A 26,688-nucleotide genomic window follows, 5' to 3' on the forward strand; every position below is an offset into this window, starting at 1 on the left:
TTGTAAATAATTGTAACACAAAACCTGATTTCACTATACTAGTTTTTGTTAAGCAACTAATAATATCAATCATTTTCTACCATTATACCCAATTCAAAAATTCCAAGTGCTAACATCCACCCATTGCGTTCACTCTTCAAGATGAAGGATAATAGATAGATTACACCATGAGAGAGGTTTACAGATGAAAGGAAGTTCACATGCACTTATCGGCGTTACTGCCGGAGCAATCGCAGGGTATCAGGTGCAACCCGATGTATACACAATCGCAGTCGCCTCAGTGATTGGCGGCGTATCAGCTCTTGTCCCCGACCTGGATACAAATGGGTTGGCAACCAACCGGATCACCCTATCCAAACAGATCACACAATGGCTGATGCAGCTAGTCGGTGCGGGCATTTTAGTAGCAATCGTCTACCAATATTTCACTACAGGTTTCGCCCCATCCATTTTACTTTACGCAGGAATCGGTTTGCTCCTGTTCATCGTATCGAGGCTCATTACACAACGAAGAATGTTGACCCTCACTGGTGTCATGGTAATGTGGCTCGGAATTGTGATGCATCAATCGATCGGCATCCTGTTGGTCGGAAGTTATATCGTCATAGCATCATTTCTTCCGCACCGTTCCTACACTCACTCACTTCTAGGGCTCGCGTTTTATGCGTTCATTTTGAATCAATTACAACAGGAGTGGCCGATCGACGGTCTACTAGCAGCGGGAATTGCTGGATATGGCAGCCATCTCATCGCAGACATGAAGCTCCTCCCCATGAACCGCCGAGGCGTAAAATGGTTCGCCCCGATATGGAATAAAGAGTGGTGAATGAATTGCGCCGGTGCCTGTGCAAGGCACATTTATGACAATTCACTAATAAACATGAATATACAAAGGGAAGCCGGCCAAACATTGATTTGGCTAGCTTCCCTTTTCCGAGTTATACAATTGTAACTAATAAACTGAATTGTGCGCTGCACAGGCACCCAAACAATTAACCTATTTCTCTACAGCCACCATCTCGCGGAGCTTATATTTCAACAGTTTTCCTTGCAGGCTCCGTGGAAGTTCGTCGGCGAAATCGACAGTTCGTGGCTTTTTATAGTCGGCGAGCTTGCCATCGCAAAATTCGATGATCTCTTTTGAGTCTGCTTCTTCTCCTTCACGAAGGACAACAATCGCTTTCACCGCTTCTCCCCATTTTTCATCCGGCACACCAATCACCGCTACATCGGCTATCTTCGGATGGCGATGGAGGACGCCTTCAATTTCCGCTGGATAGACGTTCAGCGCGCCTGACAAAATCATATCCTGTTTGCGGTCGACGATAGAATAAAATCCGTCCTCATCCTGAACTCCCATATCACCGAGTCCAAGCCATTCGCCGTGAAACGCTTCGGCTGTCGCTTCCGGGTTCTTATAATATTCATCACAAAGGGTCAAGCCCTTCACTAAAAACTCGCCCGGTTGACCCGGCGGCACTTCATTCCCATCGTTATCGACAAGTTTCACTTCCATTCCTAACATTGGCACACCGACGGAGCGTTCCTTCAGTTCCTGGTACTCCGGGAATAAATTCGTCGATCCCCCATGTTCCGTTGCACCGTAAAACTCATTCAATTCAGCATCCTTAAAGAATGCCATCACTTTTTCTTTCGTGCTAGAGTGTAATGGCGCACCGACTGAAAACAGTCCCTTCATCGAACTGACATCGTACTTGTTTCTTACCTCCTCAGGCAAAGCAAAAATCGCGTCAAACATCGGCGGTGCCATGAATGAAGTCGTCGTTTTCTCCTTATCGATTGCTTCCAACACTCCGACAGGGTGGAACTTCGGCAAAATATGAAGTGAATTCCCGACGAGAAGATTCGGAACGGAAGTCGACAGAGCCGCCGCGCCATACAATGGACCGGAAACCAATCCTTTTCCGTTTCTCACAATCCCGAATTCAATACTGAACAGTAACGCGACGAGATACATGCTCCGGTGCGATCGGACCGCCCCTTTCGGATGACCCGTCGTTCCTCCGGTATACATAATGCAAACTGTATCAAGCTCGCCCAATTCATAGTCTATGATCGGTTCATTTTCGGAATAACGTGCAATCCAGCTTTCATATTCAAAGGACGCCATCTCAGCAGAGCCCCCAACCGATACGAATAACTGAACATCCTTCACTCGCTCTTTAATAGAAGATATTTCTATATCGAATTCCGCCCCATATATCAGTCCAACGGCATCGGAGTTTGTCAACACATGCTCAATTTCCGGTCCGACAAAGCGGGAATTGATTGGAACGAAAACCGCCCCAATCTTTGCGCAAGCGAACATGATTTCAAAGAGTTCATTGCAATTCAGCAGCATAAAAGCTACCTTATCCCCCTTCTCAACACCCGTCTCAAGCAACGCGTGCGCTAACCGGTTAATACGCTCATTGAATTCACGATAACTAAACCTCTTGCCCATGTACGATAGCGCTTCCTTTTCTCCATAACGACTAGCATTCAATCTAATCGGATCTGCGAACAACATATGCTGCATCCTAAATCCCCCATTCCTAATAATCAACTATGAAGACTACTTCGCTGAATATTGCGGAAACCCTCTATTTAGATAGATGGTGTAAATTGTGTCAGAATTGTTCCGGTGCCTGTGCACGACACATTTATGACAATTCATCTATCCGCATGTATATACAAAGAAAATCCGATCAAATGTCAATTTGATCGGATTTTCTTCTCTAGATTATACAATTGTAGTTAATAAACTGAATAGTGTGCTGTACAGGCACCGCTTTTACTCCGCGCGATATTCCGCCAAGAATTCTTTGACTTTCGCCGGGTCTGCCACGAGCTCGTTGCCTGTGTCGACTAACGGGCTTACTGTGGAGTAGGCTTTCTTCTTATTCCCTTGGTAGAAATTCAAGAATTCGTCTTGGTTGATGGAATAGAGAACGGCTTTCCGCAGGTTTTCGCTTTTGGCAACTTCGCGGTCAGCTCCATTAAATAGCAAATAAGTGACCGCATTGCTGTCGTTCTTTTGCAATACTAACTTATCATCGTTCTCAACAAGCTCATACTTCGTTTCCGGCACTCCATTGAATAGATGAATTTCGCCATTACGCAATGCAGACAACGAACTGTCCGCGTCTTCAATGAAACGCACTGTGACTTCAGAAATTTTCGGTTCGAATTCGCTGCCCGCACGGTATGCCGGGTTTTTCACGAAGTCCGCTTGATAGTCGTTTTTCTTCACCAAAATATATGGACCGCTCGCATACAGATGGTTGTCATACGTTGCACCTTCCGTCACAGTCCGTTGGTCGCCATACGGAATATCTTTATTCACATCAAACGCCGCCACGTCGTACGTATTAATGCTTTCAACTTGCTGCTTTGATACGATCCCAGCAGATTGGTGAGCCAAATAATTCAGCACTTGCGGGAAAGCCTCTTTTGTCGTCACTTTGACAACTTGGTATTTCCCAGCGCTGCTGTCAGCGGCAGTTTTGTCTGTCACAAGTTCCGCGATTTCAGATTCAAGCCCCTCACTAAGAGCCTCCAGGATAGACCCTTCGCCGCCGGAAACTTTCGCCTCCTCAAGATCCGCAAGATCCTTCACGATTTCGACGTTCTTCATGCTTTCATGCAAGCTGTACGTCCGGTGATCCGGTACAGAATCCTTGTCTTTCGCGCGGTTCAATGAAAATACGACATCATCCGCACCAACGCGCTCCCCTGTATCGACCGCTTTTCCGTCCGCCACTTTTGCAAAATTGATGTCATCACGGAGAATGAAATAATAATCCTTATTTCCATCGCCAATCGCGTAGTTATACGAAAGCGATCCGTCCGAAACAACTTGGTCGTCATCCGTCAAATTGACGAGGCGCACATACATATTCGTGTTCAACGTATTGATTGAGCCGTCATTCCCTTTGATCGGGTCAAGAGATGTCAATGAACCGATCGCCTGCTGAGTGATCAATGCCGCCGCATCGCGCTTCGCTGCATCATTGAAATCGATCGTCTCCCATGCGATCGCTCTCGATTTCGCAAGACGGACCGTATCCGGGTTCAACACATCTTTATTGATTCCTTGCGCTTTAAATGAAATATAAAGCGGCGCAATATACGCCTTCTCTCCTACAATCCGTTGTTCAAGCTGCTTATACGTCTCCTTGAATTCATCAGGCGTTTCCGTGCTCGCCTTCTCAATCAAACCGTCCACTTCAGAATCATTAATATTGCTATTATCACCATCAGATTTAAATAAAGAACGGACCGCATAATCCGGATTCCCCGTCACAGTCGTCCAGCTGGACAACGCGATATCATAATTCCCTGCATCGCGCTGCGCCTTGAAGCTGCCGTAGTCCGGCTGGATATTCAATTTCACGTCAAAACCATTTTTAATGAGCTGGTCACGGACAATATTCATGTCCTCCTCGCCAGCACTCGTTCCAAGCAACTCTATCGTCACTTTGCCGGAACCCCCGCCGCCTTTAGTCTCTCCGCTATCCTTTTCACCGGACACATCCGACTTCGTTTTCACACAGCCCGCCAACACAACGATAAGCGCGAGCATTATGATTACTAATCTTTTTCCCATAATCAATTCTCCTGTTCTAAATGTATTTATTCAGACGCCACTAACAAGATCCATCAATCAAGCCGCGGGTCAAGCGCATCTCTCAGCCCATCCCCCAAAAAGTTGAAGGAAAGGACGAGCAGTATGATGGCGAGCCCCGGGAAAACCGCCAAATACGAATGGGATTCCAAATACGTGCTTCCGACCCGCAGAATATTCCCCCACTCCGGAATATGCGGCTCAACGCCGAGCCCTAAATAACTCAAACTGCTCGTCGCAATGACCGCCCCGCCAATCGTCAACGTCGACTTCACAATCATCGGCGCCATTGAATTCGGCACAACCTGTTTGAAGATGATCGACATATCCGAAGTTCCCAAAGCACGTGCAGAATCGACAAAATCATAATTCGACACCATCAACACATTGGCACGCATCGTCCGCGCATACGTCGGAATCGACCCGACGCTGAGCGCGATGATCAGGTTCATCGTATTGGCGCCAAATGCTGCGATAATTGCAATTGCAAGTAGGATTCCGGGAATCGCGTACAAAATATCCAGTAAACGCATGATTACATTATCTGTCCGCGTACTGTAGTAGCCCGCAATCCCTCCCAGGAATCCGCCAATGACCGCCGGAATGACAGTCGAGGCGAAGCCGACGATCAAGGAAATCCTTGCACCAAATACAATCCTTGAAAACACGTCGCGGCCGAAGTTATCCGTGCCAAACGGATAGGCTAGGCTCGGTTGCTGCAAAATATTGCCGTAATCGTTTGCGACCGCAAGATCATAATCGAACGTGAACCGACTCACAACCGAAATCGTCAGCATGAGGATAATGAAAAACATCCCCATAGCCGCCATGGAATTCCGCGTAATCTTTTCCCACATCACATTCCATTTCATAATGCGCGAACGGTCGTTGCTCATTGATTTCAACAACAGACTCCATCCGAGCAGCAATGCGAAAATATTGCCCGTCACTGCAGTGAGAAGAACGATGACCGCCACAACTCCCAATGATCGCGGCGCCTCCACTTCCTTCACTGACTTCGCTACGATAATCAAAACCGTTACATGGAACACCGCAATACCCAGCAAAACGGCCATCGCTACTGGAAATGTGTCCGTAACGTACGGCTTGAATATATTCATTGCCGAAATCGCAATGACGAACAGTTGCGTCAAGAACATATACACGGCAAAAGTGTATTCCGGCGTCTTTCGTTTATTGATAATATTGAACGCGAACGCAGCGGCAAACACATTCCCAGTCGCTAAACTGATGAGCTGCACATACCCGAGCCGCCTGGTCTCTCTCCGGATTTCACCATGGCCAAGCAGATCCCTCTTCATTCTCCATACAATGAAAAACTGAAATAGCGACGTTGCCAAATAAGCAATAAAAAAAGCGAACAGAACCATATTCATGTCTCCGGTTTTGAACGAGAAACTGTTCCCTAAGAAGATCAATGAGAGGATCAACGAAATGATCCACGTGAAATTCGCTTGCGGGTATTCCCTTGATACAGCCAATGCATGCCGATTTTTCAGCTTCTCTTCCATCTTTTCACCTGCTTTATGATTGTTTCATCTTCGAACGGATACGCGGGTCGAGGAATGCGTACAAAATATCAATCAGTAAATTCACGAGCGATATCGTAATCGCGATATAGACGACGCCGCCCATAATGGCTGGGATATCTGGAATAAATTGCTTATCCACAATATAACTGCCAATCCCTTTAATATTGAACACTTTCTCCGTCACCGCAGCACCTCCGAGCATGCCGCCAAACATGAGACCGATGACCGTAATAACCGGAATCATCGCATTCCCGACCGCATGCTTCCAAAGCATCTGACTTTTCGTCAGCCCTTTTGCGCGCGCCGTAATGATGTAGTCCTCATGGATGATTTCCAGCAATGAAGAACGCATCATCCTTGCAATCGAAGCGGTGAGCCCTGTTCCAAGCACAACAACGGGCATGATCATTGACCAGACATTTCCCGGGCTATAAGTCGCAGGCAGCCAATTCAGCTTAATCGAGAAATTCAGGATGAAGATAAGACCTTGCCAGAAATTCGGAATCGATAAACCGATCAATGCAATGAACATAAATGTCGTATCCAAGAACGAATTCGGTCGTGTCGCAGATAAGATGCCGACCGGGATAGCGATGACAATGGCCATAACGACGGAAAACATCGCAATCGTAAACGTGACCGGGAATTTATTCTTGATGCTCGACGCAACATCCTCACTTCCCGCAAACGATGAACCGAGATCGAACGTCGCGATTCCCTTCAATGCATTCCATAACTGGTGCAAATAAGGGAGGTCCAGACCATGGATCCGATTGAATGCAGCAATCTGCTCCTTCGTCGCCGATTCACCAAGGATGTTAGAAGCAGGATCGAAAGGTGAAATATAAAGGATGGAAAAAACGAGTATCCCAACCCCGATAATGACGAACACGCTTTGGACGAGCCGCTCCATAATGTATTTCAAAAACGGGTTGCTCATCAAAAACAGCCAACAATACATGACAATCCCTGGCAAAATCGAAGCGATGAGGAATAACGGCCGGTCAAGGAGAGACAGGAAATATGCGGCATATGTCTCTTTCCGCACACCGTTTTGCGTTAGCCTTTCATCAGCCCGTCGCGCAGCCTCTTCCTTCAGCCGTGCGTCCGCCAGCTTTTCCGCCTCCCTATGAATCTCTTCGTGGCTTCTCTTCTCCCCGAAAAATTCCGCTTTCCGAAGCAATTGCCCCTCATATGCTACTAAATAGTTGCGTTTTTCATCTGCTAGCTCCCACTCGACTCCTGCCATCGTTGCTGCGTATGTACTATTTTTTCTCTTCAATAAATAAAAGAGAGTAACAAGTAAATGGAGAGGCAGTCCCGTCAAATAGAGCAAGAATCGATACATCGGCCTTCCATGCGTCTCTAGGAACGTTCTTTTGAGCAAGGCAGATACGCCAAGTTTCATTCGCAGTCTCCTCCTTCCCTATATTGTATAATCCCTATCGGTATACTATACTATATTCAAAGACTAAGTTGTTGTCAATTTACGAATTTTCATATTGATGACCGATAGGGGGATTTTTGATGTCGGAGACAGTGTTGCGCGTGACGGATCTGCATGTTTCATTCGCCGGAAGGGAAGAAGATTTCAATGCAGTCCGCGGAGTGAACTTTGAAGTGAAGAGAGGAGAAACGTTAGGCATCGTCGGCGAATCGGGTAGTGGAAAGAGCGTCACTGCACGTTCCATCATGCGGTTACTCCCTTCCCCTCCATCGTATATGAAGCAAGGAAAAATTGAATTTCAAGGGGAAGACCTCTCCTTGAAGACGGAAAAAGAGATGGAAAGCATCCGAGGAAAAGAGATCGGTATGATTTTCCAAGACCCGATGACTTCGCTTAATCCGACTATACGAGTAGGAAAACAAATTGCCGAAAGCCTAGTAAAGCATAGGGGTTTATCGAAGGTGGAAGCGAAGACAGAAGCGATCGAGCTGTTGAAGCTTGTCGGAATAAAAAACAGTGAGAAGCGCTATAACCAGTATCCTCACGAATTTTCAGGAGGCATGCGACAAAGAGTAATGATCGCCATCGCGCTTGCATGCAGACCCTCCCTCTTAATTGCAGATGAACCGACAACGGCACTCGACGTGACGATCCAGGCACAAATACTGGATTTGATGAAGAACATGCAGCAACGTTTCGACACGTCCATCATTTTGATTACGCATGACTTCGGCGTCGTTGCGGGGATGTGCGACCGGGTAGCAGTCATGAAAGACGGGGAAATTGTCGAAACTGGGACGACGATTGAGATTTTCGAAAACCCTCAGCATCCATATACGAAAAAACTATTGAACGCATTGCCCCGGCTTGATGAAAAGAAGAAGCCGAAACGAACACCACATATTAAAGCAGGCGTGGACACGACGATTCCGCTTGTTCAAGTCGATTCATTACGGCAACATTTCGATAGCGGAAAAGGCGAATTGACGAAAGCGGTCGATGATATAAGTTTTCACATCCGTCCTGGGGAAACGTTAGGACTCGTCGGCGAATCAGGATCGGGTAAATCGACGACAGGCCGCGCCATTTTGCGGCTCGACGAACCAACGGCGGGCGACATCCTCTACCAAGGCATCGCCGTCAACCGGTTGTCGAAAAATGAAATGAAAACGATGCGCCGCCATATGCAGATGATTTTCCAAGACCCGTATTCGTCGTTGAATCCGCGATTTAAGGTACTTGATATTATCGGGCAGGCACTCGATATCCATAAACTGAGCAAATCGAAAACGGAACGGAAAAAGAGAGTGGAAGAGCTGCTCGAAATGGTCGGCCTCGAACCGGCGCACGCCATGCGATACCCCCATGAATTCTCAGGGGGCCAGCGCCAACGCATCGGCATCGCCCGCGCCTTGGCCGTCGAACCCGACTTCATCGTCTGCGACGAACCATTATCCGCACTCGACGTCTCCATCCAAACCCAAATCGTCGAACTGCTCGAGGATCTGCAACACCGACTCGGACTCACCTATCTTTTCATCGCCCACGACCTGTCGATGGTGAAGCATATTAGCGACCGGGTCGCCGTCATGTACGCCGGCAAAATCGTCGAACTGGCCGAAAGCGAGGAACTGTACAGCAACCCATTGCACCCATACACAAAATCCTTGCTCTCCGCCATCCCGATCCCCGACCCACGGATCGAAGCAACCATAAAGCGCCACATCCCGGAAGAAAGCACTGCTGCAGCCGACCGCTACAACCTACACAACACTCAATTGGTGGAAGTATCAAAAGGTCATTGGGTCGCAATGTAACCGGACTTCAATCGGTGCCTTTTCAATCGGTGCCTGTGTAAGACACATTTATGACAATTCATCAATATGGATAAAAATCCAAGAGGAAGCCAATGACATGTTGACCACGTCGGCTTCCTCCTTTGTTATATACAATTGTAGTGAATAAACTGAATTGAGCCGGTGCCTGTGTAGGGAGCATTTATGACAATTCACCGTTTCGGATGAAAATGCAAAAGAAATCCAATGACATCTTGCAATCATTGGATTCCTCTTTTTTTACATGCAATTGTAGTGCATAATCTGAATAGTGTGCTGCACAGGCACCGTCAAGAGGCATCGTCAAGAAACGGTCACTTTTTCTCCCATTTTAACTGTATTCCGTCTAGATAAAACAAACGTCGCTACGAGGAGGATTGCAATTGCTAAAATTAGTGTGAATACACTTCCCGTCACTCCTGCCACGATAAATCCGATGAGGGCGACGGATGCGTTCAATGCTGCATACGGAAATTGCGTTTTGACGTGATCGAGATGATCTGCACCCGCGCCTGTCGAGGAAAGGATTGTCGTGTCCGAAATCGGCGAGCAATGGTCTCCGAAAATACCTCCGGATAGAACCGCCCCGATGCATACGAGCATATGGGCATCTAGTGAGATGGCCATCGGAATTGCAATCGGAAGCATGATGGCGAACGTCCCCCAAGAAGTACCGGAAGCGAGGGACATGACCGCACCGACGACAAATAATATGGCAGGGATGATGAACGCCGGTACGTTTCCTTTCGTCACTTCTACGATGAAAGCCGCCGTTCCCATCTCACCAATCACCTTTCCAAGCGACCAAGCAAGGACTAGGGTCACCGCTACGTATACCATTTTCTGCATCCCAGCTGTATAAATATCAAAAATCTCATTGAACTTCTTCACCTTATAAACAATCATGAGGATGACAATCGTAATGGCTGCAAACAGATACGCCGTGCTAAGCGCGACACGGAAATCGCCGCCTGGAACCGGAGTGACCGGAAAGCCCTTTGAGACGAGCAGACCGAACAACGTAACGAATAAAACAAGAAGCGGTAGCCAAATAAGAATTGTGCGGCTGCCCGTCGTATATTCCTTCATTTCCTCTGCCTTCCGCAACGGCTTCGACTCTGGCCAATAAAGCTGACCCGTCTGGCGTACACGGTTTTCAGCTCTCGCCATCGGTCCAAAATCTAGCTTCGTAAAGGCAATCAACGGTACGAGCAACACCGTCAAAATCGCGTAAAAATGGAATGGAATCACTTGAATGAGAGTGCTGAATTCAGAATCGGCGATGCCCAACTTATCGAACTCCGCACGAATCAACCCCATAATATAAACGCCCCACCCGATGAACGGGACAAGAACGGCTACCGGCGAAGCAGTGGAATCAATAATCCAAGCAAGCTTCTCACGGGATAGCTTCACTTTATCAAAAATCTTTTCAAAAACAGGACCGACAATGAGTGGCGTCCCAAGGTCCGAGAAGAAAATAATAATACCCCCGAACCAAGCTGACACCTGAGCATTCGCACGTGACTTAATAAATTTGACCGAAGCACCAGCAAGCGCCGCTCCTCCGCCCGATTTTTCCATTAGAGCAACAAACCCGCCAATGAAAAATAATAGGACAAGAACAGCCGCATTATACCCATCCGTCAGCTGCGGGAATAAATAATCGCCGATCACGCCTGTCGTCGCTGTTAGCGGATTGCCTCCGACAAGCATAAGAACACCAACGAAAACACCGGAAAACAGTGAAATAATAACATTCTTCGTAACAATCGCTAAAATAACCGCAATAAGCGGGGGAATCAATGATAACAAACCCATATGTTCCATAGTGTTCATCCTTTCAATCTTTATTTATTGTATTGCATAATAATACATAAATACTTTTTATTATGCAATGAAAGATTTTGGAAATAAGAAAAGATAGAAATTTAAGAAGGTGCCTGTGTACGGTGCAATTATGACAATTCAATTATCAGTATAAAAATACGAAGAAAAGTCAATCGATAGTTTACACGACTAACTTCATTTATTTACTTATACAATTGTAGTTAATAAACTAAATATTGTGCTGCACAGGCACCTGTATCTCTCCAACGGACTAATTGTTAACATATGTACACAATTTTTTGTGCAAAATCAACAAAGCATTGAACATAGTATACAAAATAACTTCTCTGAGTTACGATGGAAAAAGGAAGTATTTTTAATGATAAATAACAACAACACATCCATTATTGTGCCAGAAAACCCGGTATCACGGTTTTTATTTAGTGACACACGCTCTGCTGTCATTTGGTTGGTCATTCGGCTGTACGTTGGGTATGCATGGTTGACAGCGGGTTGGGGTAAAGTATCCAGCGATGCATGGACAGGCGAACACGCTGGGACTGCACTTCAAGGTTTCATTAACGGAGCATTGACGAAAGCGCAGGAAGGTGGAGACGTTTCGGGATGGTATGCCCTATTCTTAGAAAACACCGTGCTGCCAAATGCAAAGCTATTCAGTTTCTTCGTTGCGTATGGTGAACTTTTAGTTGGTCTTGGTCTCATTTTTGGATTACTTACCGGAATCGCAGCCTTCTTCGGAGCCTTAATGAATGTAAGCTTCTTATTCGCAGGGACGCTAAGTTCAAATCCGATGCTGTTCATCCTGGCAACCTGGCTCGTACTCGCATGGAAAGTAGCTGGCTGGTACGGTCTCGATCGTTGGGCGCTCCCGAAATTAGGAACACCATGGAATCGGAAAAAGAATGTTTAATAGGTGAGGTTATGAATTGAAGCAATGAGATTTTGACTGCTCCCCAAATATCCAAAAAAGTCAGCCATTCACATCTATGGCTGACTTCTCATTTCTTATATGACGAAAAATTTATTTTGGACCCCGATACTTATCCGATTTCACATAATGGTTTTCATGGTCAATTCGATCCCACTCGGTTTTCTGGTATTGACTATATTTTAAACGTTGATTAATCACGTCCATAGTAAAAAGCTTATAGTCTTGCGCTTCTGCCCACGCATGAATCGCCAAATAATCTGGATGTTTCGGATCATGATAGACCGTCAAAAAATGAGCATATCCAGGTGGACCTCCAACATCCTCAGGAGGTGCTGTCCCCTCTCCTGCAAGAACAGTCGGGAAACCGAAATAGTAATCTTCTACGATATCCTCAAGATCCACAATGATACGCCAATCATCTCCTGAATCATACCGATACAAGAATTGGCCACTTGCCTCAAAATACTTATCGATCTTCAGATGGGAAGGACGTTTAAGTGTCAATCCCTTAAAATCCTTCTTATATTCTTCATGGATCGAAGGATTATTTGTAATGAAAAGCCCATCTACCTCTACATCAAAGTAATGATACGGCTCATCGATCCACTTGCTTTGAAAGTTTGTGACATTTTGAACCAATTCGTGGAGTCGATTAAATATTGCCCCTGCAGGCATTATAACCCTTCTCCAAATCAGCGGTTCAATATCTTCAAATGTCAATTTTACAATATATGCTTTCATGGGAACACCTCACTTTCAACAGTTAGTCCTTATACTAATTCTCTACGTTGATAAAAGCCAGTAATGCATGAATTACAAACTTAAAGTATAGTACACACTTATTAAAACAAAGTTATTCTGAACGCAATGTATAAAACAGCTCTCAAAAAAGCCCTCGCCTATTGAACGGTGAGGGGCTATCTTAAAGGTGACATACAACTAACTTCAGCATTCCAATGCATCTTTACAGTTCACAAAGAATAAGATGAGTTAAAAAGGGGGCTCAATAGTTATTTCTAAAACTATTCTTCTACCATTCCAAATCAACCGTGCTGATACATTTTGGAAGAGATTCAAGGGGCGTATCAGTCACAAAGGTCCGCTTGTCAATAAAGGTCTTCTTCTCACGCCTTGCAATTCTCTCCGTATGTTTTTCATCAGGCATCCAATTGACGTCATCTTTCTCACAAAATCAAACCGTGTCATCAAATCAATGTCTTATCGTCGACCTTGGCGAGTCGTGCCTCCTGTAAAAAAAGCATACTCAACTCTTATCCTCCCCCTCGGCACAGTGAAAAAAGAGAAAATTCGCGTAGATGACACACTACAATTCAATTTCAACACAACTGATGAAACCTAATTGTGTCGGTGCCTGTGCGTGGTGCATTTATGACAATTCATCCTAAGGTATGAAAATACAACGAAAAGTCGGCCATTAGCTTTCATGGCCGACTTTTCGTTTCCAAAATATACAATTGTAGTTAATAAACTGAATAGTGCGCTGCACAGGCACCTTATTTTCTTAGGAACTTACAGGTGAGTGACTTGCGCTTTTCACTAGCATTCGAAGCCCTAGAAATATTGCCCACGCATTGTTTTCTTCATCAAAAAAGAATTGTATTGGTTTTTCAATAGGCAGTATGACAAGAGTTCTTTCATCACTAGCACGAAGTTTGTAAGTCCTATTTGAAATAATTGCTGTCATCATTCCATCTTCTAAAGTGATTACCACTTCTGATCCCTCACCGGATCTGTATGTACCCACCATGCGCAGGAAATTTGCAGGATTCATTTCAAAATAAGGTTCTGTACTTCTCTTTTGGTCAATCGGAAGATTTAACACAGTATTCACTGCTGCAAGCCAAATGGCATCTGCGCTTACATCACTCAAATTCGTTAACACGACCGCTACAATTCCCCGCTCAGGAATGAAGCCGAAATTGGATGATACACCTGGCTGCCCACCCCCGTGCTCCACCAATGTAACACCTGAATAAGTAGGTGTTGTTTTAAGTCCATACCCATAAAAGCTATTTCTGTTTATTTTGTGGACAGGTTTTGCCATTCGCGCCGTGTATTGATGACCGATGATCTCTTTTTCAAGCGCACCTACATATACATTTCCATACTTCAGCAAATCAGTAACTGTCGATCGAATACCGCCGCCGACAGCATAGTTCCCCAAGGTCGGCCAACTGCATATTTCTGCTTTGCCGCCGTCTAAAATATAGGGCTTCGTCACATTATCAAATTTATGTAATTCATCAAGATTGTAAGTTGTCCTATCCATCTTCAATGGCTTCAATAGTAGCTTATAAATAAAATCCTGATAATTTTCTCCAGTCACCCGTTCAATAATAGTTCCTAACAACAAAGACATATCATTGTTATAGCAAAAATATTCCCCGGGCTTCCCTAAGTATGTTCGTTCTATTTCATTTATATAGCTAAGGTGTTCCTCAAATCCGTTTAATTGTTCCATTCTCTTCATTGTAGCAAGCCCTGTTGTATGGGATAGAAGATGATGGATCTTAATTTCGTTACTATTATCATAGCCTTTCAATCGGTAACTAGGAAGGTACTTCGTAACTGCGTCATCGATTTCTATTTTGCCTTCTTCCACCAGTTTCATTATGGCAAGTGCTGTAAATGATTTTGTAATGGAGGCGATTCCAAAAATAGTTTCTGGAGTGACAGGCTCACTTGAATCCAAATCCCTTTTACCAAAGCCTTTTTTGTAAATAGTCTTTCCATATTGAGAAAGCGCTACTGCCATACCAGGTATTTGTTCGGCTTCCATCGTTTCTTCAACGAATGCTTCAAATTCTTCCCATCGACTCAATTGCACCCTTCCTTTCGTTAATAGTCAAATCCCTAAAAGTTATTTAAAGGGTTGAATCTTTCCAATTGTTTTACTTCGAATTAACATTCTATCACCTCTCCAAACGAATTAGTAGTTCAGTTTTCTTGTATAGTGAGATGTGTATTACTGACAAACTGCAGTTCGTTGCAGGATAATGAAGTGGGATTAGATAAGTAAAAAGCAAATTGCTAAGAAGGAAGTGCTAACACATTGGATTTAAAATCAGTTATGCAAGAACTCGAAGCGCTCGGCAAGGAACGCACGAAAAAAATATACATGTCCAATGGCGCCCATGAGCCGCTATTCGGCGTCGCAACGGGCGCAATGAAGCCGATTGCTAAGAAAATCGGAATAGACCAAGCTTTGGCGGAAGAACTCTACGCGACTGGGAACTACGACGCCATGTACTTCGCAGGCATCATTGCAGACCCGAAAGCAATGACTGCGACGGATTTTGACCGTTGGATGGATTCTGCGTATTTTTATATGCTGTCCGATTATGTCGTGGCGGTCACGTTGGCGGAAGCGGATATCGCACAAGAAGTTGCCGATAAATGGATCGCTTGCGGTGACGAACTGAGGATGTCAGCTGGCTGGAGCTGCTATTGCTGGCTGCTCGGGAACCGTCCTGACGCTGAATTCTCATCGGACAAGCTTGCCGACATGCTAGAATTAGTGAATAACACGATTCACGATGCGCCAGAAAGAACAAAGTCCGCCATGAACAACTTCATGTACACAGTCGGCTTCTCCTATTTACCGCTCCATGAACTGGCGGTCGAAACGGCAAAGGCAATGGGACCAGTCGAAATGAAACGGGACAATAAAAAACCTGCCATCCTCAACGCTTACGAAAACATCCAAAAGGAAATTGATCGAGGAAGGATTGGCTTTAAACGCAAGTATGTAAGATGTTAAACAGTAGCTTCAAGAGCATTGATCCAATGTGGATGAATGCCTTTTTGTTGTAGTTGCCCATAGGTTGACCAACCAAGGACTTCCCAGATTACGACATATAGTAAGGGTGAAGCCGTAGGGAGGTTATCGTATGAGTTCACATAATTGCTGCTGTTCGCATAGACGGAATGAGAATTATGAATGGATAGGCAGGTGTTGCTCAACATACTGCCACTTCGATTGTTGTGGGCACTCCCACAGCCACTGTGGTTGTTGTCGGTGCAGCGGTTGCCATCACTTCAGTATCCGATTGGCTGGATTGCAAAACGGACTCCTTTCTAGGCTCCACCGATTGTTGTGGTGTGAAGCGCAGTTCAAGCTTGAGGACGGTACTGAAGTAAAAGGGACCATCATCTCGGTCGGGTCTAATTTTGTTGAAGTTCTCCTGGCAGACACCCATTCCGCAGAAAGTGAGACAACTCTTGCCTTAGATCCGGAAGGAATAGAAGTGGACATCGAAGAAGAGTCGGCGACCGAAAAGCGGGAGCATCCAATCGGACGGTCTTGGATCTTTTCAATCGATAAAATCGTATATGTGGAAGTTTCCGGTCAGAAGCCGCACTGACCTGATCAGTAACGATCCAATCAGAAAGAAGTCAGCTACCGTGGAGAACTAGCTGACTTCTTTTTTTAGTACCTACACTTGAATAAGACAGATCGCACCAATTGGAATCTCAATATCCTTTTCCTTCATGGAAAGACTGATGGTTTCTTTGTTTACCTCTTCTAAAGTTCCCAGGAATGTCGCATCTTCCGTAACAACCTGAAGTGAATGTGATTCCAGAGTCAGCAAATAGACGTCCAACCGGATTCTAAAGAACAGGTGGATCAATTCAGGCGAGGAAGCTACCATCTCACCGAAACGGAAGGTCAGTGCCTGCTGACAGCCCGGGGAGGCGTCCTTTAGTCTCGGGTCAGGAAAAGATTCGGCAAATCGGCCTGCGGGCTTGATTTTTTCGATTTGTACATACGGTACAATGAAAGTGACTTTTTCTGCTTGGAGTACGACAAAATCGAAACCTGCGAGCGTCACCCTTCCCACTACAGGCTTTCCGGCTCGAATGGGAACTTCAACGGACAAGCCAATTAATCCATCGAACACTTTTTGATATATTTCATTCGCCGATCGCTCATCCGATAGAGCCAAATCCAGCAATAACTCATTGGCATCATATATCTTTTCAAGGAGTTCAAGAGGCGGGTTATCCGTCGGAGAAGGGAGTTGAGGGTTCGGGAGGATTTCCGGACATTCCTTCCGATTCTCTTCATTTTTCATTTTTCACCCCTCCTCTCCCTATTGCTCCAAAGGCGGCAGTTCAGCATTCGGTTTATCGTGGACCCGCAAAATGCCCCACATGCCTTGTTCGATATCCCAACGGATATTCCCGGATCGGTACAGATAGTCCCCCGGAAATTTCCCATAGGCCCCTGCTCCTCCAAGCAATTCCAAGTTCTTCGCCGCTCCCGCGACATGAAATCCGACAAAGGCTTCTGTCCGCGATTCGATGTCCTTCGTATCAAATCGCCAACGATGTCCATGCAAATGGAAAGAATGTGCTCTTCTTCTTTCAGCCGGCGTCACGAGCCGGATGGTTACGGGATCTCCTGCATAACATTCAAAAACGGGAGTCGCCGGATCTCCGAACACTTTCGAACTGAACAACTCATGCAGCTTCGGATGTTTTCGATAACGATTGATCAATCGTTCGCTTCTATAATTAATTCCCCGGGAACCTTGATCGTACGTATCGAGTAAATCTTCGTCCAACTCTGGCGGCGGGACTAAAATTCCGTCAACCGGGTCAAAGATGACCTGCCCTTGCTTATCGTACAACCGCACCCCATCATGCATAATGACCACAAACTCCCGAATATCGGCCAAGAAAGGGTTCCGGAGCACAACATTCGCTCCCGATGCAACGGGTTGCAGCGTATACGGATCAACATATTCCGTTCCTCTCGGCTCTGCGATGAAGGCCCCGAACGCTCCTTGTGATTTATGGTTCCGGATATCCGCCATATCCCATAGCCCACAAGCGCCTACTTGGGTATCCACCACCCAACGATACGTCCGTTTCTCCCCGGGTCCTACCGTTTGGTCGCCATTGAATCCGACAGTTTCCCCGGCAGACGTTTTGACATCGTATTGTATCAATTGAGGATGCAGGGAAATGCGTAAAGAAGGTGGATAATACGCTTGCTCTTTTACAATAGGATAAGGATAGATCCCATCCGGAAACGGAAACTTCGCCAATTCCAACTCGCTCGTCAACGTCACTTCCACGGTATCCCCCACATTGGCCCGGATAATGAGTGGCTCCGGCTTTTTCGTTCCATTTACAATGGCCTCTTGATCTTCTTTCAAGGCGAAAATGATGCCATGCGGATCATGGTCGCCAAAGTCGTTATAAATCAGCTTCGTATGGAAAGCGACAACGTCAAAATAGCGGACCGGCCCCTCCACAGGGAGGACAGTTGGATCTTCTGCTTGCGGCGGCTTGTCACCCGTGTATTCCGGCAACGGTTTGGAACGCTTTAACGGCTCGGGTCGGTCAGTTAATGAGATTAAATCCGGTACTTTCTCATCATACGCCCGGATCAATCCCCATAGCCCGTTCCATAAATCCTCCTCCGTTTCAAACGCCCATAAGTAGTCGCCCGCTCTTTCGATATATGTTTCCATCGTAAAGGATTCCGAGATTCCGATATGTTGCTGTTCTTTCAACGACGAGTTCAAACTGCCTCGCTCTTTATGCCATCTAAGCCCGTGCACGTTGAAGCTATGGGACTCTTCCTGCGAGCCTTGCAGCAGCCGGATCCGGATCGAATCCCCTTCATATGCCCTTAAAATAGGGGTAACGGGATCTCCATTTGTATAAGAGCTGAACGTATAAGCGGGATCGCAATCTTTCCCTAACCTGAATTGCAACGGTTCGTTCTTATAATTCACGCCGAATAAACCCGGATCGTCATCGGAACTTGGAAACTTTGGCGGTTGCAGCGGTTTTCCATTTTTATCAAACAATAAAGTGAAATCCTGTACAAATAATGCAAAGTCCCGGTAATCCGGTATCAATGGATTCATAGAAGTAATTTGTGTTCCATGCACGACAGGCTCTCCTGTTCGCAAGTCGAGGAATTCCGTAAAGCGGGGATGGACGACGCCAGAACCGAAAACACCATGCTGTTGATGGGCGTTCGGATAGAGGTGATCATGGAAAAACCACGCTTTCAATTCGGACTCAGCATAATAGCAGTACTGGATTGTCTCACCCGGCAATACGGAGGAATCATAGTTCCAGCCCACATTCGCCCCATCGTTCACTAGCACATCGAATTTGACAAAGTGGATATGAAACCCGGTTTCATATACCCGGGTGACTAGTTGAAAAGCATCCCCGTCCAAAATATGCGGCAAACGGTTCGTATAATTGATTGTAAAAGCCGTATGGGCAGGCGTATGAATGACGAGTGGCTCCGGCTCTTTCCTCCCTGCGCAAATATCTTCCAAGTCTTCATCCAGCACATATATTCTTCCTTTAGGATCATGCCATCCTTGCTTATTGTACGTAAGGGGCAGCTCGATTAACGAGATGTTAAATTCCCGGATGGGTGCGTCTTCGGGGCAGGGATCCGTAAAGACGGCTCCAGGTCTTGGATTCTCGATCGCGGCATGCCGCTCCAACTCTGTCAGCCCGCGCCCCCCTACGATGCCAAGCGGTGGACGGGGTGCTTTATAGCCCACCTTGCCGGGAATGAAATTCGGAAACCCCGGTCTTTCGGCTGTCGGCTTAGGCGGCGCTTTCCGGTCTGGCAACGGGTGCAGCGGCTTGATCGGAACGCCATTCGGATAGCACTGGCTTCCATCTTGAAGCGTATTAAAAACCCGGTTCAGTCCCCACATGCCCGCCGCAAAATGCGGGTATAAGTGGCAATGGATGATCGAATCGCCAAATGAACCTTGCAAGCTGCCTAATCCGTAAAGCGGTTCCACAGTATAATGGGTTTGCGGACTGATCGATTGAGCGTCAATAATCTCTGATTCCAGATCATCGGGATCACTCAGCCATTGATGGACATGGTAATGGAAAACATGCGTCTCTTTTACACCCCCGTGAACGACTCGGACCTTCGCGGGATCTCCGACATAGCCGCGTAAAATTGGTGTCGAGGGATCTCCATACACCCACGAATCATGGTGGACTTCCTCCCCTTCACAATTGGGGCAGACCACCCCTTCGGCAATCAACTGTTGCCGTCGGTTAATCGGTTCAAACCGATAATTGGCGCCGTGGAACGAACTTTCCTCTTGGTTGGTCAAATGATGGATCGGCCGATTCCCGGTCAGATCATCCACTTCCATTTCATCATGGAACACCCATGCATACTCGCGGAATGATGGCAAAATAGGATGGTGGATATCCGCATACACCCCACTATTCATCGGCTTCCCGGTCTCCGGATCCGTCCACCACGAAAAACGCCGTTGAACGAAGAGAGCTCCGAATAATCCATTTCCATTCGAGCCGTTCTCGCTGCTGGAAGGGTGCCCCAAATCCGAAAAGAAATAGATTCCTTCTTTCACAACGTGGATCCGGTACACATTTGATTCGTCAGGCGGCACCGTACTATCTTCATTCAACCCGACGTTCGCGCCATCCGCAGTCCGGACATCATACTCCGCTTGCTGGAAATGAAGCCCTGCGTGGAACGGCAATTTATTCTCAAGCAGGATTTCCACCGTATCCCCTTCATTCGCCCGAATAATGAGAGGCTGTACGAGATGTACCGGCATGAACGGATTTTCCTTCACCGACTGCTTCACTTTTTCTTCGTTCTCTTTCAACACATACATCATTCCGTTCGGATTATGGTCGCCAAACGTGTTCAAGACAATCCGAATCGGAATAGCCACAACGTGATACGTTCTAAGCATTGACAACCCCCTCTTTTCTAGCTGTCTTTCAGATGAGGAATCTTGGCACCAATCCCTGTTTCAATATAGAAGACTTCAATGGAATGGATATGCACCGTCCACTCCTTTCCCTCCAATGCGGGGACGGATGTCGTCTCCACATCCAAAACGACCATGTCTTCAACAAGCGACTTGATTTTCCCAATGAACATAAAAGGAAACGCCTCGGTTAACATAAATGCTCGGCGCCCGATATTCTTCCGGAAATAATGGATGATCCCTTCCTCTTTTTTGTCATTGAATGATTGAACCAATTATCATCCCTCCTCGCTTATGTTAGTGGAAATGCCATATCACTCGGCACATCGGTTGAATACGAGACGATCTGCTCAAGGGGAATGCTTAACGGAAAAGGAAACCGATAAAACGGCGCATTCACCATTTTTATAATGACGGGTGTTAACGTTATATGGCCCAGTTGGACATCTGACACCGTCCCAGAAAAAATGGGCCGGAACACTTGACCTAATAAATTCAATTGTGTCGCTTTCGTAATGACGAGCAGCTCTTCCCCTTTCAACAGCTCTAACTTCCCTTGCAAATTTTCTTCTATTTGTTCCATTCCCTACGCCCTCCATCCCTTTATTCTTTCGCTACAGGCCGTGACGACTTGTTTCCCGAACCGTTTCCATAGAGAAACTGGCCCGATCGTTGTTATGGATCGTATTTCGCTTAACGGGATCCGGTGTTCACTGCTCATTCGTTGTAAAACGCATTCCGTTTTGGAAGCGCCTTTCAGTTTCCCGAAAAATGAACATTCCACTGTGTCGACCTCTACCCAGACACCATTCCAAGTCGAAAGATTCGTATGGAGCGTTTCCTCAAAAAATTGACGAACCAATGCATCTTTTGCAGCTACGGTCTCCCCGAAGCGCAATACAAGCTTTTGCTGAAGTTGATTGTCATAGATATGGTGTTGATGCGGGGTTGAATAGGTAGGAAATCCAAAGGGGATGGTAGCGGAGTCGATGGCTTCGTACGGAATCCAAGTCCTCTTTTTCAAATCGGTTACCATAACAAAATCTCTGCCGATTGTGGCAACCTTCCCCACGGTAGTGATCGTTTCATTCTGATTGACTGCTGAAATAATGCTAACTTGCTGATGCCGTTTCATTTTAAAAAACTGTTTTAACAGAAGGGTTTTCCGTCGGGATTCGTCTCGGCGAATGACATGGAATAGATTTTTCTGTTGGATATATTCTGTGAGAATCCGTGTTTCCTCCGCTGAAACAGCGCTCGTCGGTGATGAATACGGTGGAAAACTCGGCTTGTTGGACTCCTGATGCTCGCCCGTCGCCAACTCACTGAACTCATTGGACATGCTTGGAACCCCCTTCCCTTATTTGATGAACTGCTCCAATTGGTCGGCAATTCCCTCGACATTCACCCGTTTCGTTCCAACGGCCATGTTATGAAGCGATCGGATACGGTCCTCTGGATCGACGATATACATCGAAGTGGAGTGGGTGACAAACCCTTCGGCATTTTTCGTATATGTGAAATGAAAGCTTCGCGTAAATTGCTTCGTCTCTTCTTCCGTACCTCTTAGAAACAACCAATTGGGGTCCGTTATCCCCATATTTTCTGCATACTGACGTATTCGTTCCTCCGTATCAAATTCCGGGTCCAGCGTAACGGCCAGGATGATGTACTCATCGTCCGCAATTCCTTTTTTCTGCATCTCCCCCTGGAGTTCTTGTAATTCAATGAAAGTCATCGGGCAGACATCCGGACAATTGGTAAAGAAAAAGGTCACGAGCTTCGGCTTATCTTGCTGTGAAACCTCTTTTCCATTCACCTCGGTAAATGGCCATTCTTCCACAGTTCCGATTTGCGGGAGGTCAAGCGCGCGAGGCCAAAAAAAGTAGAATGCAGCCAACCCAAGAGTGAGAACAACGATACCCCATACGAGTTTCAGCAACTTCATCCCTTCCTATTTTGTCAGCGATTTGCGTATGAAATGATGGACAAGCGTATGGAGCGCGGCGCAAAAAAGGACGAGGCTCACTAGATTAGAGGTGAATGATGCTTCCGTTTCAATCGGGATATTGCAAATCGCCGGGTTTTGAAGGACAGCGCCAAACATCATGCCCATTATGCCGCCGAGAGCGCCGTTATACATTCCGTTCAAAGAGGAAGGAGCTTTCATGAATGAACCGAACTTCCAACCAATCCAAAGTCCTGCGCAGGAAGGAAGAAAATACGTAACCGGGTGAGGAGGGAGAAGCAATTGCAAATAAAGGGCGATGACGAATGAAGAAATCGAGGACAGCGCCATGCACATCGTCTTCGTATACCGATCGTCAAAAAGGGTTTGCTTCTTCCGGAATACCCTATAAATATAAACCATCTCGCCGACATTCCACAGAAGTAAAACGAGTATGAGCAACAAGTCGCCTCACGACCTTATAACAGAACTCAAAATCATAACCATGCTCATAGCGAATAAAATGTGGAGGCCCCAAACGAATCTACCGGGCATCTCGACAACGGTCCCGATCATCGGTGCCATTAATCCGACAACGGCCCCATTTGTCAGGCCCGTTACAAACGTCTCATAATCAAAAAGTTTGCCGAATAAGGCCCCCGATCCCATTCCGATCAGGGCGGAGAGCATTGTAATATACGTGAAATGGAAAGGAAATTGATGAATGAACAGAACACCCGAAAGCATTGCAATCATTCCACCCATCACCATGCTTATATTCATCCCCAATTGAAAACCGATCCGCTTTTTGATTTTCCGTACATACAAATAAAAGATGAGAAACAAGCAACTATCTACATAGATGAACAGCCAAATGGGTATATCCAAGACCTCACCTCTACTTACGCTATGGCGATTTGTTTCCAAATGAAACTAGTCCTAGTGAAATGCCCCTATAAAAGAGGGCGCACTGATTCAATTGTCCCCCCTCTACAAAAGTCTTGGGCATATAGTAGATTCAGGGGATGTGGTTTCCCTTAGTTATCATTTTATTAGGAGAGATGTTATGAGACTTGGCCCCATCAATCCGTTTGATGGTTTTCCAATTTGGTATAAGGATGAAAATGGCTTGCGCCTCCAATTGAACGTTGACCCGACTGATCCATTCTCGGGCATTGCATCCGCTGATTTACCCGCACCTACACAACCTGTATCTTTTCCCGACAACTATCCGGATGAGGGATTTTATCTACTCGCAGAAGCGGAAATGACGACAGGCACCGGGGAAAGGGCAAGGCTCGTGTTGGCGCTGGAAGCTGCATTTGTGAATGAAGTGCCAAGGGATACTGAACAAATCGTGTTTGCAAGAGTCCGCGTACGTGTCGACGGTTTACAAGCCAATGCACAATACACCGTCACTCACCCGTATGGAGTTGACACGTTTATAGCAGAAGCCGATCCTCGTAATCCGACAGTCGGAGAGATCAATTTCACGGAAGACTTTGGAGGAATGAACGGCGTAGACTTTGACGTTGTATTGAATAGCCGTGTCCAACCTTTTCTGCAATGGGATCCGGCTGTCGCACCAGCAGCTCCCGCAGGATACATCGGTGATCCGAACGTGCTTCACCCCATTATCGGAAGTCCATTTGTCGACCAGTCCGGGCAACCACAAAACTATTTCCGCATTGAAGGTCCCGGCATCGGAATCGGCTCGCCAGATCGTTCCACCACACCGGGGTTTGATCCGGACCACTGCATTGAGACGAGAAACTTCAGTCTGCTAGGTAAAATTTCCACAATTTCCGGTGTCGATGTCCCAAGGGCAACGTACACCCAAACCGCTGAGGATGTTGGGGTCATCGATGTGTTTGCTACTTCCGACGATACCGATCAATTGATACAAGTGACAGGGACAGGGCTTGACCCTACCGTATTAGCAGGAAGCAATGGACTGTATTTTGCGAGAGTCCAATTTACCGGAAACCGTCCACCTAGTTCGATTACCGTTACAAATGTGAGCGATGAGCCGGACAGCCGTAAAGATGTGGCACCCATCGACTTCATTACAGCTTCTGCAAACTTTGATATCGATTCGCAAAACCTGACGATCCAAGCAGTTTCCAGTGACGCAGTCGGTACGCCAACATTATCCGCAGAAGACTTTGGACTTGGGGAACTCATCATTCCATCGGCCGGGCTTACGATGAATCTCCCATCTGCCCCCGCCACTGTGACAATTCGCTCTACAGCTGGTGGGAGTCGAACAATCCCGGTAACCGTCAACGGTACTCCGTCTCCACCAGCCCCAATTGCAGCAAACGCCGGGGATGATGCGACTGTGCTTTTCGGCGCAACGGTGACACTGAACGGCTCCGGTTCAACGGGCACGATAACTTCATTTACTTGGACACAACTGGCAGGTACACCCGTTGCACTACTAGACGAAGATACGTTAACCCCCTCTTTCATAGCCCCTGACACAACAGAGACGCTAATCTTTCAATTAACGGTCATCGGTGAAGAAGGTACATCCACCGATCAAGTGCACATCCATGTGGTTAATTCCACCCCGACACCTACAGGTACTATAACGGTCACCCGGGCAGAATTCCGGACACGGGATGCAGAATGGAGAATTACCGGAACCTCGGATGTGTTAGGTACTGGTGCCGCTATTTCAATCTACATCGGAAATGAAGCTTCAGGTGTTCTTCTTGCTCAAGTGCCGGTCGACGCACTTGGCGAATGGGGATTCCGCGTCGAGGGGTCTACTATCCAACCGGATGAAACGAGGGCAATCTCCATCCAATCCAGCTCCGGCGGCACACTTCCATCTGTACCCATTACGATTCGCAGATGAATGCCCAATGAGAAACAGTTCAATGAAAGGAGGAAAAGTAATGGAGCGGTGTCCAAAATGCAATGAAGATTTCTTCTGTAAATGCGGCAGTGAAAACAGAGGACGAAGAGGGCCGCGGGGCTATCAAGGACCACAAGGAGAACCAGGGCGCCCCGGACCTAAAGGGGAACAAGGTCCACCTGGTCCAAAAGGAGATCGGGGACCCCGAGGTTATCAAGGTTTGGACGGAAAGCCGGGTCAGAAAGGAGAACGGGGTGAAACCGGACCTCAAGGACCTCAAGGGGAACGCGGCCCTGCCGGAACGTTTGATACGACGTACGGTTATGCCTATACAACAGCAAAAAGCTCGGCATCCGGGACTGTCCATTTCCAAATTGCCGGACCGTTACAAGACATCAAAGTCGTTCGCAATGGATTACAAGCTTTAAAGGATGGAATTTACCAAATTAGCTACACCGTCGTTCTGGAATCGAAAGTCATCAGCTGCACCCCTTCAGCATTTCGGGTGAAAATAAATGACAACGTCCATGTCCATTCATCCGTAACGGAATCCTTAATTTCCACGACATTGACAAACACTCAACTAGTCTCCTTACAGGAAGGCGATGTCGTCCAACTGATTGCTGAGTTACAAGAACATTGCAGTTATAAAATGGCCAGTTTGCAACTTATGCGGATTGGATAAAGACACAAAGAAAGACATCCTGACAGTATTAAATCGCTGCCAGGTTGTCTTCCTCATGTAGAACCGTCCTTCAATCGCTAGGCGTAAAGCCCCATTTAGGTGATAACTTCTCATATTCAATAGATAACTTCTTGGATTCAATAGATAACTCCACAAATTCGATAGATAAATCGC

At 46.5% G+C, this 26,688-nt stretch carries 23 protein-coding genes; 8 read left to right on the top strand and 15 right to left on the bottom strand.

Features of this window, described 5'->3' with window-relative positions; translation table 11 throughout:
* The first annotated feature begins 184 nt into the window (after positions 1-184).
* Positions 185-826: a metal-dependent hydrolase gene (locus tag OC538_RS07680; protein WP_262174103.1), complete on the top strand. Its 642-nt coding sequence runs from the start codon at positions 185-187 to the stop codon at positions 824-826.
* Between the two features lie 171 nt (positions 827-997).
* On the opposite strand, the gene OC538_RS07685 is transcribed toward OC538_RS07680, so the two are convergent.
* The 4 genes from OC538_RS07685 to OC538_RS07700 form a co-directional block, all read right to left on the bottom strand.
* On the bottom strand, positions 998-2,539 hold the full coding sequence (locus tag OC538_RS07685) for a class I adenylate-forming enzyme family protein (protein ID WP_251693690.1): 1,542 nt from the start codon (positions 2,537-2,539) through the stop codon (positions 998-1,000).
* 255 nt (positions 2,540-2,794) lie between these two features.
* A complete protein-coding gene (locus tag OC538_RS07690; protein ID WP_262174104.1) occupies positions 2,795-4,609 on the bottom strand; it encodes an ABC transporter substrate-binding protein in 1,815 nt (604 codons plus the stop codon).
* Positions 4,610-4,662: 53 nt separating this feature from the next.
* Positions 4,663-6,159 carry an ABC transporter permease gene (locus tag OC538_RS07695; RefSeq protein WP_262174105.1) on the bottom strand — a complete coding sequence of 499 codons (1,497 nt, stop codon included), beginning with the start codon at positions 6,157-6,159 and terminating at the stop codon, positions 4,663-4,665.
* 13 nt (positions 6,160-6,172) lie between these two features.
* Positions 6,173-7,588, bottom strand: coding sequence for an ABC transporter permease (locus OC538_RS07700; RefSeq protein ID WP_262174106.1), 1,416 nt, complete (start codon positions 7,586-7,588; stop codon positions 6,173-6,175).
* Between the two features lie 119 nt (positions 7,589-7,707).
* Between OC538_RS07700 and OC538_RS17915 the strand changes: the two genes are divergently transcribed.
* Complete coding sequence (locus OC538_RS17915; RefSeq protein WP_316044283.1) at positions 7,708-9,444, top strand: ABC transporter ATP-binding protein; 1,737 nt, start codon at positions 7,708-7,710, stop codon at positions 9,442-9,444.
* 321 nt (positions 9,445-9,765) lie between these two features.
* Here OC538_RS17915 and OC538_RS07715 read toward each other — a convergent pair whose 3' ends face one another.
* Entirely contained in the window at positions 9,766-11,292 is a 1,527-nt protein-coding gene (locus OC538_RS07715; RefSeq protein WP_262174107.1) for a Na+/H+ antiporter NhaC family protein, read from the bottom strand.
* Between the two features lie 379 nt (positions 11,293-11,671).
* On the opposite strand from OC538_RS07715, the gene OC538_RS07720 reads away from it, so the two are divergent.
* A complete protein-coding gene (locus OC538_RS07720) occupies positions 11,672-12,223 on the top strand; it encodes a DoxX family protein (protein ID WP_262174109.1) in 552 nt (183 codons plus the stop codon).
* Between the two features lie 111 nt (positions 12,224-12,334).
* Here OC538_RS07720 and OC538_RS07725 read toward each other — a convergent pair whose 3' ends face one another.
* A complete protein-coding gene (locus OC538_RS07725) occupies positions 12,335-12,985 on the bottom strand; it encodes a plasmid pRiA4b ORF-3 family protein (protein WP_262174111.1) in 651 nt (216 codons plus the stop codon).
* A 301-nt stretch (positions 12,986-13,286) separates the two neighbouring features.
* Between OC538_RS07725 and OC538_RS07730 the strand changes: the two genes are divergently transcribed.
* Complete coding sequence (locus OC538_RS07730; RefSeq protein WP_262175204.1) at positions 13,287-13,604, top strand: DUF192 domain-containing protein; 318 nt, start codon at positions 13,287-13,289, stop codon at positions 13,602-13,604.
* Between the two features lie 162 nt (positions 13,605-13,766).
* Here OC538_RS07730 and OC538_RS07735 read toward each other — a convergent pair whose 3' ends face one another.
* Entirely contained in the window at positions 13,767-15,092 is a 1,326-nt protein-coding gene (locus OC538_RS07735; RefSeq protein ID WP_251693683.1) for a serine hydrolase domain-containing protein, read from the bottom strand.
* A gap of 225 nt (positions 15,093-15,317) precedes the next feature.
* Here OC538_RS07735 and OC538_RS07740 point away from each other — a divergent pair, with 225 nt between their 5' ends.
* Positions 15,318-16,025 (top strand): DNA alkylation repair protein, encoded by a 708-nt coding sequence (locus OC538_RS07740; protein WP_251693682.1) that lies wholly within the window; start codon positions 15,318-15,320, stop codon positions 16,023-16,025.
* A gap of 331 nt (positions 16,026-16,356) precedes the next feature.
* Complete coding sequence (locus OC538_RS07745) at positions 16,357-16,629, top strand: hypothetical protein (RefSeq protein ID WP_251693681.1); 273 nt, start codon at positions 16,357-16,359, stop codon at positions 16,627-16,629.
* Positions 16,630-16,701: 72 nt separating this feature from the next.
* Here the strand turns inward: OC538_RS07745 and OC538_RS07750 are convergent, their stop codons facing one another.
* Genes OC538_RS07750 through OC538_RS07785 form a run of 8 tightly spaced genes read right to left on the bottom strand, consistent with a single transcriptional unit; the run spans position 16,702 to position 23,854 of the window.
* Positions 16,702-17,340, bottom strand: a complete 639-nt coding sequence (locus OC538_RS07750) for a hypothetical protein (RefSeq protein WP_251693680.1) — start codon at positions 17,338-17,340, stop codon at positions 16,702-16,704.
* A gap of 18 nt (positions 17,341-17,358) precedes the next feature.
* Positions 17,359-21,000, bottom strand: a complete 3,642-nt coding sequence (locus tag OC538_RS07755; RefSeq protein WP_262174118.1) for a multicopper oxidase domain-containing protein — start codon at positions 20,998-21,000, stop codon at positions 17,359-17,361.
* 17 nt (positions 21,001-21,017) lie between these two features.
* A complete protein-coding gene (locus OC538_RS07760; protein WP_251693678.1) occupies positions 21,018-21,293 on the bottom strand; it encodes a hypothetical protein in 276 nt (91 codons plus the stop codon).
* A gap of 17 nt (positions 21,294-21,310) precedes the next feature.
* Positions 21,311-21,601 carry a hypothetical protein gene (locus tag OC538_RS07765; protein WP_251693677.1) on the bottom strand — a complete coding sequence of 97 codons (291 nt, stop codon included), beginning with the start codon at positions 21,599-21,601 and terminating at the stop codon, positions 21,311-21,313.
* 3 nt (positions 21,602-21,604) lie between these two features.
* Positions 21,605-22,360 (bottom strand): hypothetical protein, encoded by a 756-nt coding sequence (locus OC538_RS07770; protein ID WP_251693676.1) that lies wholly within the window; start codon positions 22,358-22,360, stop codon positions 21,605-21,607.
* Positions 22,361-22,378: 18 nt separating this feature from the next.
* Complete coding sequence (locus tag OC538_RS07775; RefSeq protein ID WP_251693675.1) at positions 22,379-22,960, bottom strand: SCO family protein; 582 nt, start codon at positions 22,958-22,960, stop codon at positions 22,379-22,381.
* Positions 22,961-22,972: 12 nt separating this feature from the next.
* Complete coding sequence (locus OC538_RS07780) at positions 22,973-23,428, bottom strand: hypothetical protein (protein ID WP_251693674.1); 456 nt, start codon at positions 23,426-23,428, stop codon at positions 22,973-22,975.
* A 9-nt stretch (positions 23,429-23,437) separates the two neighbouring features.
* On the bottom strand, positions 23,438-23,854 hold the full coding sequence (locus tag OC538_RS07785) for a hypothetical protein (RefSeq protein ID WP_251693673.1): 417 nt from the start codon (positions 23,852-23,854) through the stop codon (positions 23,438-23,440).
* Between the two features lie 178 nt (positions 23,855-24,032).
* On the opposite strand from OC538_RS07785, the gene OC538_RS07790 reads away from it, so the two are divergent.
* Together OC538_RS07790 and OC538_RS07795 are read left to right on the top strand one after the other, a co-directional pair.
* Positions 24,033-25,829, top strand: a complete 1,797-nt coding sequence (locus OC538_RS07790) for a PKD domain-containing protein (RefSeq protein WP_251693672.1) — start codon at positions 24,033-24,035, stop codon at positions 25,827-25,829.
* Between the two features lie 40 nt (positions 25,830-25,869).
* The gene (locus OC538_RS07795) at positions 25,870-26,514 is read left to right on the top strand and encodes a collagen-like protein (protein WP_262174129.1); all 645 of its coding nucleotides are present in this window, start codon (positions 25,870-25,872) and stop codon (positions 26,512-26,514) included.
* The last annotated feature ends 174 nt before the right edge of the window (positions 26,515-26,688 follow it).

Source organism: Saccharococcus sp. Marseille-Q5394, assembly GCF_946901335.1.
In the GTDB taxonomy this organism is placed as follows: domain Bacteria; phylum Bacillota; class Bacilli; order Bacillales_A; family Planococcaceae; genus Sporosarcina; species Sporosarcina luteola_C.